Origin of the sequence: Flavobacterium sp. ZB4R12 (assembly GCF_048276375.1) — a bacterium.
Taxonomy (GTDB): domain Bacteria; phylum Bacteroidota; class Bacteroidia; order Flavobacteriales; family Flavobacteriaceae; genus Flavobacterium; species Flavobacterium gawalongense.
Genome location: NZ_JBLNKS010000003.1, coordinates 49811 through 66289, shown reverse-complemented (window position 1 = coordinate 66289; position 16479 = coordinate 49811). Strand labels below are relative to the sequence as shown.

At 33.8% G+C, this 16479-nt stretch carries 12 protein-coding genes; 3 read left to right on the top strand and 9 right to left on the bottom strand.

Translation table 11 applies throughout. From position 1 onward, the window contains the following. Positions 1–10 precede the first annotated feature (10 nt). From ACNO7W_RS02815 to ACNO7W_RS02805, 3 genes are all read left to right on the top strand, one after another. Positions 11–1759, top strand: coding sequence for a glycoside hydrolase family 13 protein (locus ACNO7W_RS02815; protein ID WP_417936938.1), 1749 nt, complete (start codon positions 11–13; stop codon positions 1757–1759). Between the two features lie 141 nt (positions 1760–1900). After that, positions 1901–2920: a LacI family DNA-binding transcriptional regulator gene (locus tag ACNO7W_RS02810; protein WP_417936937.1), complete on the top strand. Its 1020-nt coding sequence runs from the start codon at positions 1901–1903 to the stop codon at positions 2918–2920. 240 nt (positions 2921–3160) lie between these two features. After that, complete coding sequence (locus ACNO7W_RS02805) at positions 3161–4186, top strand: LacI family DNA-binding transcriptional regulator (protein ID WP_417936936.1); 1026 nt, start codon at positions 3161–3163, stop codon at positions 4184–4186. Positions 4187–4226: 40 nt separating this feature from the next. Here the strand turns inward: ACNO7W_RS02805 and queG are convergent, their stop codons facing one another. From queG to ACNO7W_RS02760, 9 genes are all read right to left on the bottom strand, one after another. Then, positions 4227–5150, bottom strand: a complete 924-nt coding sequence (gene queG, locus ACNO7W_RS02800) for a tRNA epoxyqueuosine(34) reductase QueG (protein WP_143385968.1) — start codon at positions 5148–5150, stop codon at positions 4227–4229. 181 nt (positions 5151–5331) lie between these two features. Continuing rightward, complete coding sequence (gene ruvB / locus ACNO7W_RS02795; RefSeq protein WP_417936935.1) at positions 5332–6354, bottom strand: Holliday junction branch migration DNA helicase RuvB; 1023 nt, start codon at positions 6352–6354, stop codon at positions 5332–5334. A 151-nt stretch (positions 6355–6505) separates the two neighbouring features. After that, positions 6506–8302 (bottom strand): cytochrome c oxidase subunit I, encoded by a 1797-nt coding sequence (locus ACNO7W_RS02790; RefSeq protein ID WP_143385967.1) that lies wholly within the window; start codon positions 8300–8302, stop codon positions 6506–6508. A gap of 28 nt (positions 8303–8330) precedes the next feature. Next, positions 8331–9485, bottom strand: a complete 1155-nt coding sequence (locus ACNO7W_RS02785; RefSeq protein WP_417936934.1) for a cytochrome c oxidase subunit II — start codon at positions 9483–9485, stop codon at positions 8331–8333. A gap of 19 nt (positions 9486–9504) precedes the next feature. Continuing rightward, on the bottom strand, positions 9505–10857 hold the full coding sequence (locus ACNO7W_RS02780) for a quinol:cytochrome C oxidoreductase (RefSeq protein WP_417936933.1): 1353 nt from the start codon (positions 10855–10857) through the stop codon (positions 9505–9507). A 27-nt stretch (positions 10858–10884) separates the two neighbouring features. Beyond that, positions 10885–11430, bottom strand: a complete 546-nt coding sequence (locus tag ACNO7W_RS02775) for a c-type cytochrome (RefSeq protein WP_143385964.1) — start codon at positions 11428–11430, stop codon at positions 10885–10887. Positions 11431–11438: 8 nt separating this feature from the next. Then, complete coding sequence (locus tag ACNO7W_RS02770; RefSeq protein WP_417936932.1) at positions 11439–11963, bottom strand: DUF3341 domain-containing protein; 525 nt, start codon at positions 11961–11963, stop codon at positions 11439–11441. Further along, positions 11956–13359 (bottom strand): NrfD/PsrC family molybdoenzyme membrane anchor subunit, encoded by a 1404-nt coding sequence (gene nrfD, locus ACNO7W_RS02765; RefSeq protein ID WP_073204459.1) that lies wholly within the window; start codon positions 13357–13359, stop codon positions 11956–11958. The genes ACNO7W_RS02770 and nrfD overlap by 8 nt, the downstream gene beginning before the upstream one ends. 38 nt (positions 13360–13397) lie before the next feature. Further along, positions 13398–16454, bottom strand: coding sequence for a TAT-variant-translocated molybdopterin oxidoreductase (locus ACNO7W_RS02760; protein ID WP_417936931.1), 3057 nt, complete (start codon positions 16452–16454; stop codon positions 13398–13400). Positions 16455–16479: the final 25 nt, after the last annotated feature.

Genomic DNA, 16479 nt, shown 5'->3' with positions numbered 1-16479 from the left:
ACATACAACAATGAACCCTATTATCAAATCATGCTTATTTTCAGCTCTGATGCTATTCGCAGCTGAAAGCACAATCGCACAAAACATGTCTGTAAAAATAACTCAAAAAAATGATCCCAAATGGTGGAAAGAAGCCGTTGTATATCAAATATATCCTAGAAGTTTCAAAGATAGTGATGGCGATGGAATTGGAGATTTAAAAGGAATCATTTCTAAACTGGATTATGTAAAAAGCTTAGGGATAGATGCGGTTTGGCTCAATCCCATTTACACATCTCCAAATGATGATAATGGTTATGATATTAGCGATTATCGTGAAATCATGAAGGATTTTGGAACAATGGAAGATTTTGATCTTTTGTTAAAAGAGATGCACAAACGAGATATCAAACTCATCATGGATTTAGTGGTAAATCACAGTAGTGACGAACATGAATGGTTCAAACAATCCAGAAGTTCCAGAGATAATAAATATAGAGACTATTACCATTGGTGGCCAGCCGAAAAAGGAAAACCACCTTATAGATGGAGCTTTTTTGATGTAAATAGTGAGGCTTGGAAATATGATGCGCAAACTGACTCTTATTACCTTCATTATTTTTCTCAAAAGCAACCCGATTTAAATTGGGAAAATCCAAAAGTTAGAAATGAGGTGTATGATATCATGAGATTTTGGTTAGACAAAGGCATTGATGGATTTAGAATGGACGCTTTTCAGTTTGCTTCTAAAGACACAACTTGGCCAGAATTACCAAAAGGATATGAAAAAAACATCATAAAATACTATGGAGTCGGGCCTCATTTACATGACTATTTACAAGAAATGAATAGAGAAGTTTTTAGCAAATATGACATCATGACCGTTGCCGAAGGTGCCGGAAGTTCGCCTGAAGATGCTTTGCTATTTGTAGACCCGGACCGAAAAGAATTAAACATGGCCTACCATTTTGAAAGTGTTGATATTGGTAAACATTTAAATGATTTTGGTCTTGTAAAATACAAAGATATTTTTTCACGATATGACAAAACCTTTAAAGACAAAGGATGGTTATCTATTTTTCTGGCCAATCACGATCAACCAAGAATGGTCAGTAAGTTTGGCAATGACACCCCAAAATTCCGAGCAATTTCTTCAAAAATGCTTTCTACCTTTATAATGACAATGCGAGGAACGCCTTATTACTATTATGGCGACGAACTAGGAATGGTTAACATTCGTTTCAATTCAATTGATGATTATACCGATGTGGATACGCGCAACAAATACATTGGTTTAAAAAATAGAGGTGGCGATTTACAAGCCTTTCTAGAAGGTCAAAAACAAACATCCAGAGAAAACGGAAGAACGCCTTTTCAATGGGATACAGCTCAAAACGCAGGTTTTACCACTGGAACACCATGGTTGAAAGTAAACCCAAATTACGAAACCATTAATGCCGAAGTGCAAGAAAAAGACCCCAATTCAGTCTTGAATTATTTTAGAAAATTAGTGCAATTACGCAAAAATGAGCCAACGCTTGTTTATGGGAAATACACGTTATTAGACAAAGAAAATCCAAATGTATATGCCTATACAAGAGAACTAGATGGTAAAAAATTATTGGTATTATTAAATTTTACGGATAAAAACAGCACTTACAACATTGGGATTTCCACTGCTAAATCTAAAATAATTTTAGACAATTACACTGGAATTAAAAAATTGGAAAACAATATTTTACGCCCTTACGAAGCCATCATAATAGAGCTCAAACAATAATTAAAAAACAACAAATTAGACCAAAATAGATAATTTCTAATTAAACTGTTTCTTGAAAATTGAATTACAACAAATAAATTGTAAATTCGTTTTTCAAGAAACAGTTTTTTATTCGGCTTTTACTATTTAGAGTATCGAAATATGAATAATCCCACTCTCAAACAAATTGCCTCTCAACTGGGAATTTCTATAACAACCGTTTCAAAATCTTTGAAAGGGTACTCAGATGTTAGTGAAAAAACAAAAAAGGCAGTTATAGATTTAGCAAACCAACTAAATTATACTCCAAACAGTTTTGCTGTAAATTTAAGAACTAAAGAGTCTAAGACTATAGGTTTGATAATCCCTACCCTTGTTCATGATTTTTTTTCAAGTGTAATTGACGGAATTCTTGAAGAAGCGGAGAAAAGAGATTACATGGTTATTATTTTACAGTCTAACGAAAAAGTTGAGCTTGAAAAGAAACAAATTGATCTATTATTAAATAAAAGAGTTGATGGGATTTTAATGTCCTTATCTAATGAAACCGGCGATTTTGAACATTTAAAAACTATCATTTCTCACAATACTCCACTAGTACTTTTTGATAAAATTGCAAAGCTTGTTAACTGTTCTAAAGTAACTATTAATGATAGGAAAGCAGCTTACGATGCCGTTTGTTATCTTATAAAAAAGGGATATAAAAAAATTGCTCATTTTAGAGGCTCCTATTTACCTCAAAATTCTATTGACCGATTTTTAGGTTACAAAAAAGCATTGGAGGATAATAACATTATCTATGATCCATCCTTGGTTTTTGTATGTGAAAACAATATGGATTTTGAAGATGGTTATAAAAATGCCATAAAGGTTGTTAATGAACACCCGGAAATCGATGCGATTTTTGCAGTTACTGATTTAGTTGCGATAGGAATTATTAAATATTTGAATGACGTCGGTATTCCTATTCCAAAACAAATTGCTGTTTTTGGCTTCAGCAATTGGTTTATGTCAAGTGTAATAAGTCCTAAACTTTCAACAATTGACCAACCTGGGTTTGAAATTGGAAGAAAATCCGCTTCTGTTTTATTCGATGAAATTAATTTAAAAAAGAATAATTCACCTGTAGTTTTTCAGTCAATTGAATTAGAAACAAGCATAATTGAAAGAGAGTCAACTTAAAATTTCAACTATTTAATAAAACAGTAAACCCTAATTTATTTAATTTAACTTATAAATATTAATTAGTTTATTTTGGTAAAAAAAATAGAAATAAGATAAAAATTAATATCTTGTAAAGAATATATGAAAGTATAGCCGTTTTTCATAAACATAAATTAAAATAAAGACTCATCAAGTCTTAAAGAGAAACCGTTTCTGAAAAAATATTTTTCTAAAATTAAATACGTAGAAATCCGATTCATGAAAGACATTACTCTTAAAGAAATTGCAACGAAATTAGGGATTTCAATAACAACTGTTTCAAAAGCTTTGAAAAACTATCCAGATGTTAGTGCAAAAACTAAACAAGCTGTAATTGATCTTGCCCAAAATCTACACTATACTCCCAACAGTTTTGCCGTAAATTTAAGAACAAAAGAATCAAAAACTATTGGTTTAATTATTCCTGAAGTAGTGCATCACTTTTTCTCTAATGTGGTAAATGCCATAATTGATGAAGCTGAAAAAAATGGCTATCTCGTTATTATTTTACAATCAAATGAATCATTAGCTTTAGAGAAAAAACAGGTAGAACTTTTGATCAAAAAAAGAGTTGATGGAATTATTATTTCACTTTCAAATGAGTCAAATAATGACGATCATTTAAAAGAAATCATCAACAGGAACATTCCTTTTGTCATGTTTGATAAAATCAACAAATTAATTACCTGTTCAAAAGTAATCATCGATGACCAAAAAGCAGCATTTAATGCTGTTCAACATTTGATTGATAACGGCTGCAAAAAAATTGTTCATATTCGCGGCCCTTTAAATCCTCAAAATGCTATTGACCGTTATATTGGATATAAAAAAGCTTTAGAAAAAAACAATATCCCTTTTGACGCTAAATTAGTTTACACATGCGAAACCGTCACTTTTCAAGAAGGAATCGATTTTGCAAAACAAATCATAAAAGACCATCCTGATGTTGATGGTATATTTGCAATTACTGATTTGGTTGCAGTTGGTGTATTATCTTACTTTAATGATAACAAAATTAAAGTTCCTCAGCAAGTTGCAGTAATCGGTTTCAGCAATTGGTTTATGTCACAAGTACTAACCCCTAAATTAAGTACAGTGGATCAGCCAAGCCATGAAATGGGAATCGAGTCTTTCAACTTATTATTGGAAGAAATGAATTGTCATAAAGAAGGCATTCCATTTACACCAAGAACTATTGAATTAGACACAAGCATTATTATTAGAGAATCTTCTATAAAAATTTAATTAGCTTAACTTAAAATCAGCTGATTATAAAACATAAAAATTATTCTAAAAAATCAATATTTCGTTTAATTCCCTGAAATTTTGCTCTTTTAAGAGGCGAATTTTTAAACACAACTCTAAATGTTTCTTCAGTAATTTCTCTCCAATCTTTTTTGGACATGGAAAGCAATTCCGGATTTGGATTAAATAATGGCTCATTATGAACTTTTGAAAACTTATTCCATGGGCAAACATCCTGACATACATCACACCCAAAAGCCCAATCATCAAAGCTACCTTTCATTTCTTGAGGAATATTCTCTTTAAGTTCTATAGTAAAATAGGAAATGCATTTACTGCCGTCAACAATATGCGGCCCTACAATCGCTTCGGTTGGGCAAGCGTCAATACAAGCAGTACAAGTTCCGCAATGATCTGTTGTAGGATTATCATATTCTAAATCTAAGTCGATAATTAGCTCGGCAATAAAGTAAAAAGAACCTACTTTTTGAGTCAACAAATTACTGTTTTTACCAATCCATCCCAAACCACTTTTTGCAGCCCAAGCTTTATCGAGTACTGGAGCCGAATCAACAAAAGCACGGCCAGAAACTTCACCGATAGTTGATTGAATAGAAAATAAAAATTCTTTAAGTTTTTCCTTAATTACAAAATGGTAATCCTGCCCATAAGCATATTTTGAAATTTTATAAGAATCCGTATTTTGAAATTGTTCCGGATAATAATTTAATAGAAGAGAAACAACACTTTTAGCATCATCGACCAGTAAAGTTGGGTTTAATCGCTTATCAAAATGATTTTCCATGTATGACATTTCACCATTTCTATTTTTATTAAGCCAATTTTCTAACCGTGGCGCTTCCTCCTCTAAAAACTGGGCTTTAGAAATACCACAAGACAAAAAACCGAGGCGTTTAGCTTCGGATTTGATGAACTGGGTGTATTTAGATTTTTGAATTATGATAGAAAAGTTGAAATTAATGGTTTATTCAAACTAGCCCTGATTACTTCACTTAGCTTCTATTTTTATAGGAGTTCAGTGAACTTCGTTTGAAGCGGCATCCTATCTCGTTTTTTAACGAGATAGATATAGCGAATAGCAGGACACGAGCGTAGCGAACTGACGAAGTAAATAGCTCCTAAAATTAAAACAATCCGCCTTGAATATTTGTATTTAATTTTCCTAGATGTTTATAGGCTTTGTCAGTGACTTCTCTTCCCCTAGGCGTTCTCATGATAAACCCTTCTTGTATGAGGAACGGCTCATATACTTCTTCGATAGTTTCGCTACTTTCGGATACGGCTGTCGCCAAAGTTGATAGGCCTACTGGTCCGCCTTTAAATTTTTCAATAATTGTAGTTAGTATTTTATTGTCCATTTCATCTAATCCATGGGCATCTACATTAAGTGCTTTTAACGCATAACGGGCAATTTCAATGTCAATTTTACCATTTCCTTTTATTTGCGCAAAATCACGAACACGGCGCAATAATGCATTGGCAATACGTGGTGTTCCTCTACTTCTACCCGCAATTTCGATTGCAGCTTCCATTGTGATAGGCATTTTAAAAATAGTTGCACTTCGTTCCACGATTGTAGTTAACAACTCTGTTGTATAATATTGCAGACGCGATGATATTCCAAAACGAGCTCTCATGGGCGCTGTCAACAGACCAGAACGAGTTGTCGCACCAATTAAAGTAAATGGATTTAGATTAATTTGAACAGTTCTTGCATTTGGCCCCGATTCAATCATTATATCAATCTTGAAGTCTTCCATCGCAGAATACAAATATTCTTCAACTATGGGACTTAAACGATGTATTTCGTCAATGAATAACACATCTCTTTCTTCGAGATTGGTCAACAAGCCAGCTAAATCTCCCGGTTTGTCTAAAACAGGTCCTGAAGTAATTTTTATGCCTACTTGCAACTCATTGGCAAGAATGTTCGCTAAAGTTGTTTTTCCTAAACCTGGAGGGCCATGAAAAAGGGTGTGATCAAGTGCTTCATTTCTTTGATTTGCAGCCTGAACAAAAACCTTTAAATTTTCTAATATTTGGTCTTGACCGGCAAAATCATCGAATGAAAGCGGCCTTAATCTTTTCTCAAGATCAAGCTCTTCTGCATTATAACCGTTTGTTGTTGGATCTAAATTTTCATTCATTTAACAAAGATAAAGAAAGTATTTAGTTTGGCGGAATTCCGTCTGAAGACTTTATCAAAATTATTAATGAAAAAATAAATTAATAATTTTCATATCTCTGGAAAACAAAAAAAGCCTCTACTTTCGCAAAGGCTTTATATTATATTTAAGATTAGTGATGTAAAACTTCTTCACCTTCTTTCATTGGAACATTTTGAGGTACAAAATCAACATCATGTGCTGGATTACTGTAATCATAAGGCCAACGGTGTACTTCAGGAATTTCTCCTGGCCAGTTACCGTGAATGTGCTCTACAGGTGCGGTCCATTCAAGTGTATTAGATTTCCAAGGATTTTGAACCGTTCTTTTACCGTAGAAAATACTACTGAAAAAGTTGTATAAAAATACCAATTGAAAAGCTCCACCAATCAAAGCAAATGTAGTTATCAGAACATTTACATTTTGCAAATCATCAAATAATGGAAAGTTTGTGTTCGTGTAATAACGTCTTGGCAAACCGGCTAATCCAATAAAGTGCATTGGAAAAAACACACCATAAGCACAAACTGCAGTTACCCAAAAGTGAACATACCCCAGATTTTTATTAAGCATTCTACCGTACATTTTTGGAAACCAGTGATAAATACCAGCAAACATACCATAAAGAGCAGAAATACCCATTACTAAGTGGAAGTGAGCTACAACAAAATACGTATCGTGAACATTGATATCCAATGTACTATCTCCAAGGATAATACCTGTCAAACCACCTGTTATAAAAGTAGAAACTAAACCAATTGAAAACAACATCGCTGGGTTCAATTGTAAATTTCCTTTCCAAAGTGTTGTAATATAATTAAACGCTTTTACTGCAGAAGGGATAGCAATTAACAAAGTTGTAAATGTAAATACAGATCCTAAAAATGGATTCATACCCGAGATGAACATGTGATGACCCCAAACAATTGTTGATAAGAATGCGATTGCCAAAATTGACATAATCATCGCTCTGTAACCAAAAATTGGTTTACGAGAATTAGTAGCAATAACTTCAGATGTAATACCTAAAGCAGGTAACAATACAATATAAACTTCAGGATGTCCTAAGAACCAAAATAAGTGTTCAAACAAAACTGGAGAACCACCCTGATAATGCAATACTTCACCAGCGATATAAATATCGGATAAGAAGAATGATGTTCCAAAACTTCTGTCAAAAATCAATAATAAAGCAGCTGACAATAAAACTGGAAAAGAAACAATACCAATAATTGCAGTCACGAAGAAAGCCCAAATAGTAAGAGGCAATCTTGTCATAGACATTCCTTTAGTTCTAAGATTGATTACTGTAACTACATAGTTTAAAGATCCCATTAATGAAGATGCAATAAATATAGCCATAGAAACTAACCATAATGTCATACCCATCCCTGAACCAGGAATTGCTTGTGGAAGGGCACTCAAAGGCGGATAAATAGTCCAACCAGCTGATGCTGGTCCAGCTTCTACGAATAATGAACAAACCATGATTACACTTGATAAAAAGAATAACCAATAAGAAATCATATTCATAAAACCAGATGCCATATCTCGTGCACCAATCTGAAGAGGAATCAATAAATTACTAAAAGTTCCACTCAATCCGGCGGTAAGAACGAAGAAAACCATTATTGTTCCATGAATTGTAACTAATGCCAAATAAATATCATTTGCCATAACTCCATTTGGAGCAAATTTATCACCTAGTAATATATTAAATATTTTGAATGATTCTTCTGGCCATGCCAATTGCATTCTAAAAAGCATAGACATCCCAACACCAATAACCCCCATAATAATACCCGTTAAAAGGTATTGTTTGGCAATCATTTTGTGATCAATACTAAAGATATATTTAGTAATGAAAGTGTCTTTATGGTGGTGTTCGTGTTCGTGATCGTGTCCGTGATCGTGACCTTCTGCTGACATATATGTTACTTTAAATTTTTCTTAATAATTATTTCATAGCTATTTTAGCAACAGCTGCGGTGTCTTTGGTACTTGTAGAATCTTTACCTGTTCCTCCTTCAACGGGAGCCGGTGCATTGGCAGTTTTTACTTCTTGCACTAAAGTTGCTTTATCACTTAACCATTTTTTATAATCCTCCGGAGTATCTACAATAATTTTCATTTGCATATTGTAATGAGATGCACCACAAATTTTATTACATAACAACAAGTAGTCAAAAGTATAAGGATCAAGTGCTGTTTCTCCTTTGGCTACCAATTCAGTGCTTTTTTTTGCTCTTAGCGTATTTATTTTAGCTACTTTTTCTACCATGAAAGGCAATTCTCTATATTCAGCTGTTGTGTAAATTGGCGTAAAAGCAAATTCAGTAACCATTCCAGGAACACAATTCATCTGCGCTCTAAAATGGGGCATATAAGCAGAATGTAGAACATCCTGAGAACGCATTTTAAAATGAACTTTTTTCCCTTTAGGGATATGCAACTCCGTTACAACAATGTCGTCTTGTGAATATGGATCAGATAAATCAACACCAACTGAATTGGCACCTTCAATAAACCTAACATTCGCTTTACCTAATACATTATCATTACCTGAGTATCTGGCTTTCCAGTTAAATTGTTGTGCATACAATTCTATAACTACAGTGTCTTCTTCTTCATCAACAAACATTATGTTTGTCCAAGCATACAAACCATAAAGAATTAAACCCGCAAGAACAACGGCCGGAATAACACTCCAGATTGCTTCTAGTTTGTTGTTGTCTGCGAAATATAATGCTTTTTGATCTTTTTTACCTCTGTATTTAAACGCAAAATAATGTAAAAGAACTTGAGTAATTGCTTGAACAATAAAAATTAAAACCCAAGTAATGTTCATAAGATTATCTACAAGCGCTCCATGCTCAGAAGCAGGCGTATGAAGAACAAGTGGACTCCATTTAAACAATCCATAGATTGTAAAAATATAAATAAATGCCAAGAAACCAAACATTAAATAACCTTGTACATTATTATCATTATCAGTAGCTACTTGAGAACTGTCCGAACTTGAACCTACTTGCGTAAGGTCGAATATTTTCGTCAATTGCCACAAAGCAACAGCTAATAAAACTAAAACTATAATTACCAACAAACTTGTCATCTGTTTTTTTCTTTAAATATTAATAATGAAAATGTTTACTTTCTTCTATAAATGGATTTCTTTTTGGCAACAAAGGAGCTTTAGTCAATGCTGTAAAAACAACATAAATAAATAATCCTAGAAAGAAAAGAACGGATGCGATTTCTGAAATTCCGATAAACCATCTGTCTCCTACTGTCCCTGGCATTATCATATTAAAGAAATCTATATAATGCCCCAGTAATATTACAATACCAGCCATAACTAGTACCCATGTAATTCTTTTGAAATCTGTATTTATCAAAATCAAAATTGGAAACAAGAAGTTCATCACAACAGCACCAAAGAAAGGAAGGTTATACAATTGTATTCTTGTTATAAAATAAGTTACCTCTTCTGGAATATTCGCATACCATATTAACATGAATTGTGAAAACCACAAGTAAGTCCAAAAAACACTTATTCCAAACATAAATTTAGCCAAATCATGAATATGACTTGTATTAACATGATCTAAATACCCTCTTGATTTTAAATACAATGTCACCATAGTAATCATAGTGATACCGCTGACAAAAAAACTGGCAAAAACATACCATCCAAATAATGTACTGAACCAATGAGGATCAATCGACATAATCCAATCCCAAGACATAATAGATTCTGACACGATGAAGAAAACTAAAAATCCTGCAGATATTTTAAAATTCTTTTTGTACAAATTATTATCTGTAGCTTCATCTTGTGCCAAACAATTTTTTCTGGAATAATAACGGTATAGATTCCAACCAAATAAAAATATAGCGGCTCTAACAATCCAGAAAGGAAAATTTAAATACCCAGATTTAGTTTGAATTATTTTATCATGTGCTACAACTTCAGGATCTAACCAAATAAACAAATGATTAAAATGCAAACCACATAACACCAAGAAAATAAAAAATAAAACTGAACCTACCGGTAAATACGCAGTTATACCTTGCATTACTCTAAACAAAACCGGAGACCATCCAGCTTGGGCTACTTGTTGTATAGCATAAAAAGCTAACACACCCATTGAAATAAGCAAGAAGAAAATACAAGCAACATATAATGCGGCCCATGGCTTATTTTGCAGTTGGTGTAAAACATGTGTTAAATGCTCTTTGTGTTCAGTAGCTTCTTTAGCATCAGTAGTTTCTTTGTGTTCCGCTGCCACTTCATTTTCCTTGTGAGAAGAATTTGAAACTTCATGCTGAACTTCACCATGACCTCCATGACTATCAGCAGCAAGCAGATTTTCAACTTCCTGAATATCTTTTGGTGCAGTTAAAAAACCATATCCAATTCCTAAAAGACCAACAGCCATTAAGATGAAAGAAAAAGTTTTTAATTTACTTGAAAATGTATACATATCTATTACGATCAGTTTGTTCAACAATTATAATTCGCTTTTTAGTTTTAGAACATAGTCAGTAACTAACCATCGTTCATGGGCACTCAATTGATTAGCGTGTGATCCCATTGCATTTAAACCATATGTTATTACGTGAAAGACACTTCCTTCTGTAATTGGCCTGTCAGCATAGCTTGGTACTCCAAGGAATTTTTCTCTTTCAACTAATTTACCTTTACCGTTACCAGTTGCACCGTGACAACTTATACAATAAATTTCAAAAAGTGCTTTCCCTTCTTCAGAGTTGTTACTCAATGAATCTAATGGTGACTTAAGATTAGCTTTTGCTAATTCGTAACCAGCAGTAGAATTTTCATATTCATAAACATCAAATCCTCTGTTTATAGTTCCTGATACAGGAAGTTGACCTTCTTTACCATTGTTAAATGCATCCGATTCAGAATAAGTTTCATACCCAACTGACTCATACATGTTTGGAAAATACTGATAGTTTGGCGCTGCATTATTATGACAAGACGAAACTAATATCGTTAAACCAAATAAAAGTGTTATTTTATATATCCTTTTCATAGCTATGATTACTGCTTTTCTATTACTTTAACTTCTACTGCTCCTGTGTTTTTGAAAAATGAAACTAACTCTTCTTCATTATCATTAATAGCAACTTCCATCAAAAAATGATCATCTGTTGTTCTCACATCTGGATTCTCAGCTTGTTTAAATGGCCATAACTTACTTCTCATATAAAAAGTAATAACCATTAAATGCGCAGCAAAGAAAACAGTCTCTTCAAACATAATTGGCACGAATGCCGGCATATTTTCAATATAACTAAAACTCGGTTTTCCACCAATATCTTGAGGCCAATCTTGAATCATTATATAGTTCATCATCCAAGTTCCAAATGATAACCCTAACAATCCATAGATAAAAGCACAAATGGCTAATCTTGTAGGAGCAAGTCCCATCGCTTTATCCAGTCCGTGAACAGGAAAAGGAGTAAAAACTTCTTCAATATGATGATGTGCTGCACGTGTTTTTTTAACGGCATCCATCAATATATCATCGTCATTGTATATGGCGTATATTACTTTATTACTCATGATGTAAATCTTTATTTGCTTCTCTTTCTCTTTTATAATTATCTCCAGTCCCTTTTAATATTGTTTTTACTTCCGCTTGAGCAATTACCGGGAATGTTCTAGAATATAATAAAAACAAAACAAAGAAGAAACCTATTGTTCCAATAAAAATACCGATATCAACGAATGTAGGTGAAAACATTGTCCAAGAAGATGGTAAGTAATCTCTATGTAAAGAAGTTACAATAATTACAAATCTTTCAAACCACATTCCAATATTTACAACAATTGAAATTATAAAAGAAAACATAATACTTGTTCTCAATTTTTTGAACCACATAAATTGTGGTGAAAATACATTACAAGTCATCATTGACCAATATGCCCACCAATAAGGTCCGGTAGCTCTGTTTAAGAAAGCATATTGTTCGTATTCTACACCAGAATACCAAGCAATGAAAAGCTCTGTAATATAAGCAACCCCCACGATAGAACCTGTAATCATAATTACAATATTCATCAATTCTATGTGTTGTATAGTAATATAAGCTTCAAGATTAGAAACTTTTCTCATAATGATAAGCAAGGTATTTACCATTGCGAATCCTGAGAAAACGGCTCCAGCAACAAAATATGGAGGAAAGATTGTAGTATGCCATCCAGGGATAACTGAAGTAGCAAAGTCCATAGATACAATCGTGTGTACAGAAAGTACAAGAGGAGTCGCTAAACCTGCAAGAACCAAAGAAACCTCTTCAAAACGTTGCCAGTCTTTTGCTCTACCGCTCCACCCAAAACTTAATATTGAATAAACTCTTTTATTAAAAGGAGTAATTGCTCTATCACGTAACATGGCAAAATCAGGCAACAAACCAGTCCACCAGAAAACTAATGAAACAGAAAGGTAAGTTGAAATTGCAAATACATCCCAAAGTAACGGCGAGTTAAAGTTTACCCAAAGAGAACCAAATTGATTCGGAATTGGTAAAACCCAATATGCTAACCATGGACGCCCCATGTGAATAATTGGAAATAAACCTGCTTGAATAACCGAGAAAATTGTCATTGCTTCTGCAGAACGGTTAATAGCCATTCTCCAGCGTTGACGGAAAAGTAATAATACGGCAGAAATTAGGGTCCCTGCGTGACCAATACCAACCCACCAAACAAAGTTCGTGATATCCCAAGCCCAACCAACTGTTTTATTTAATCCCCATGTTCCAATACCTGTAGATACGGTGTAAATTATACAGCCTAATCCCCAAAGGAAGGCTATTAATGCGATTGAAAATACAATCCACCAATGTTTGTTTGCTTTACCCTCAACAGGTGCAGCTACATCTACAGTTACATCGTGATAAGATTTATCACCTATAACTAAAGGTTTTCTAATGGTTGCTTCGTAGTGAGACGACATAATCCTTTATATTGATTCTTAATTAATTATTTTTTGTACTAGGTATTTCTAACTTTAACGTGATAAATCACATTTGGTTTTGTTCCAACATGCTCCAACAAATGATACATTCTATCATCAGCAGCTAATTTAGTTACTTCTGCTTCTTCATCATTTACATCCCCAAATATCATTGCTCCTGTAGAACAAGCATTTGAACATGCAGTTTGGAATTCACCATCTACGATTGCTCTTCCTTCTCTTTTTGCTTTTAAAATTGTTGCCTGTGTCATTTGAATACACATAGAACATTTTTCCATAACTCCACGAGAACGAACATTAACATCCGGATTTAATACCATACGCCCTAAATCGTCATTCATGTGGTAGTCGAATTCACTGTTTTTGTTGTACAAAAACCAGTTAAAACGACGCACTTTGTAAGGACAGTTGTTTGCACAGTAACGTGTACCAACACATCTGTTATAAGCCATGTGATTTTGACCTTGACGACCGTGTGAAGTTGCAGCAACCGGACAAACCGTTTCACAAGGTGCATGATTACAATGCTGACACATTACAGGTTGAAAAGAAACTTGTGGGTTATCACCCGCTTTTTCCATTTCATTAAATGTAGATAATGAACTTGATAAACCAGCTATATTTTCTTTTCTTTCGTTATCGCCTTCAAATGTATTTTCAGAAGAATAATATCTATCGATACGCAACCAGTGCATGTCACGACTTCTTCTAACTTCTGATTTTCCAACAACTGGAACGTTGTTTTCTGCATGACAAGCAATTACACAAGCACCACAACCGGTACAAGCATTCAAATCGATAGAAAGATTAAAATGATGCCCAATAGAACGATCAAAAGAATCCCATAAATCAACTTTAGTTGCTTCTACTTCTTTGTGATCTAAAGATACCATTGGTTGTTCGTTCCACTCTTTAGCATCTTTTGTATTGAATATCTCCAAAGAAGTTTCTTTAATAATATCTCCTCTTCCCATCAATGTTTTCTGACCTTGAACACAAGCAAACTCATGTTCTCCTCCAGCTTTCACCAATGTAACAGACTGTACATTATTGAACCCTTTATATAAAGAATAGGCATTTAAACCTACCATCATTTCTTCTTTCAAAGCCGCTTTACGACCATACCCTAAAGCTAGACCAACAGTCCCAACAGCTTGTCCTGGCTGAACAATTACTGGAACATTTTCTAATTTAGCTCCATCTGCAGTAGTTATAGTAGCATAACTTCCGTTTAAACCACCATTAGCAACAATTTCATTAGACAATTCGTATTTCTTAGCATCAGCATTCGAAACGGTAACATAATTATCCCAAGAAACCCTTGTAATTGGATCTGGAAACTCTTGCAACCAAGGGTTATTAGCTTGCTGTCCATCTCCCATACCTGTTTTAGTATACAAAACAAGTTCTAATCCTTCAGTCGCTTTTGATTTCGCTAAAGCACTTGCAGCGGCACTATAATCCGCAGAACCCGCAGATATTGTTGGTATAACACCAACAAAAACTCCATCATGCAATACTTTATTCCAAGAAGAACCCGAGATTATTGTTGAAGCATTAGCTTTAATATAATCATAGAATGTCCCTGAAATACCACTTAAAGACAATAAAACATCTTGAAATTGTTTAGTCTTGAAAAGAGGACGAATTGTAGGTTGCGTTATTCCGTAAGTTCCTTTTGTGATACTTACATCATTCCATGATTCTAAATAATGAGGAACTGCAGCTGCTATCGTACTTACTAAAGCTGTTTCATCTTCTTTTAAAGAAAATGACACCGATGTTTTTACTTTTTTAAGTCCTTCAACAAAAGAAGTACTATCAGATAAAGTATAAACTGGATTAACTCCACTCATAATTAAAGTATGAACACTTCCCGCTTTCATATCCATAATTAATTGAGCCACTTTTTCGTTAGACCCTTTTCTTATTTGTCTTGCTCCAGAAGTACTAAAAGCTTCACTTGCCAACACTTGGTTGATAGCTAAAACTAATAATTGAGCATTTTTATCCTGAATACCAGAAACCAATACTCCTTTTGAACCGGCAGCTTTTAATTGTTGAGCTGCTTTTGTTACCTCTGCTTTAAATTTACCATCTAAATTTACCGCAGCAGACGAACCGGTCACAATATTATATATGTGTACTAATGCTTGTTTTTGATTAGCGGTTGACATAGGCACTCGCTTATCAGCAGCAGCACCAGACAAAGTCATGTTAGCTTCTAATTGAAAATGACGAGACATTTTTCCGTTTTTCGGAATTCTGCCTTGAGCATAACCAGAATCATATCCTCCACCTTGCCAATCTCCTAGAAAATCTGCACCAATAGAAACTATAAGAGAAGCTTTTGAAAAATCATAATCTACCAAAGCTCTTTCACCGTAAACAGCTTCAAATGCATCAAGTGCTTCTGACGAAGAAACAGCATCATAAACTACATGTTTTGAGTTTGGATTTTTAGCAATAAAATCAGTAATCAACTTTTCAGTTGAAGGACTTGCTAATGTATTTGTTAATAAGACAATTTGACCGCCTTTTGCTTTGGCATCATCAATACTTGACTTAATTTTTGAATCAACAACAGACCAAGTTACATCTTTACCATCCATTTTCGGCTCCTTCAAACGCATGTTATCATATAATGATAAGATAGACGCATGAATTCTTGCATTGGCAGTAAATTTTGCTCCAGTAATAGTATTATTATCTATTTTAATAGGACGCCCTTCACGTGTTTTAACTAAAAGGTTTGCAAAATCAAAACCGTCAAAAACAGAAGTTGCGTAATAATCTGCTACTCCAGGAATAATTTGCTCTGGTTGTAACACGTAAGGTATTGACTTGTGCACAGGTCCTTCGCAAGCCGCAAGCGTAGCTGCCGCAGTACTAAATCCAACGTACTTTAAAAAATCACGACGTGTTGTAGAAGAAGATGACAATGCATCATTATTCCCTAAAAATTCATCAGTTGGAATTTCTTCAACAAATTCGTTGTTTTTAAGCGCCTCAACAATAGAACTATTTCCGTCTAGTTCTTCAACACTTTTCCAGTATTTTTTGTTTGATGACATATATAAATATTAAAATCTTAATAAT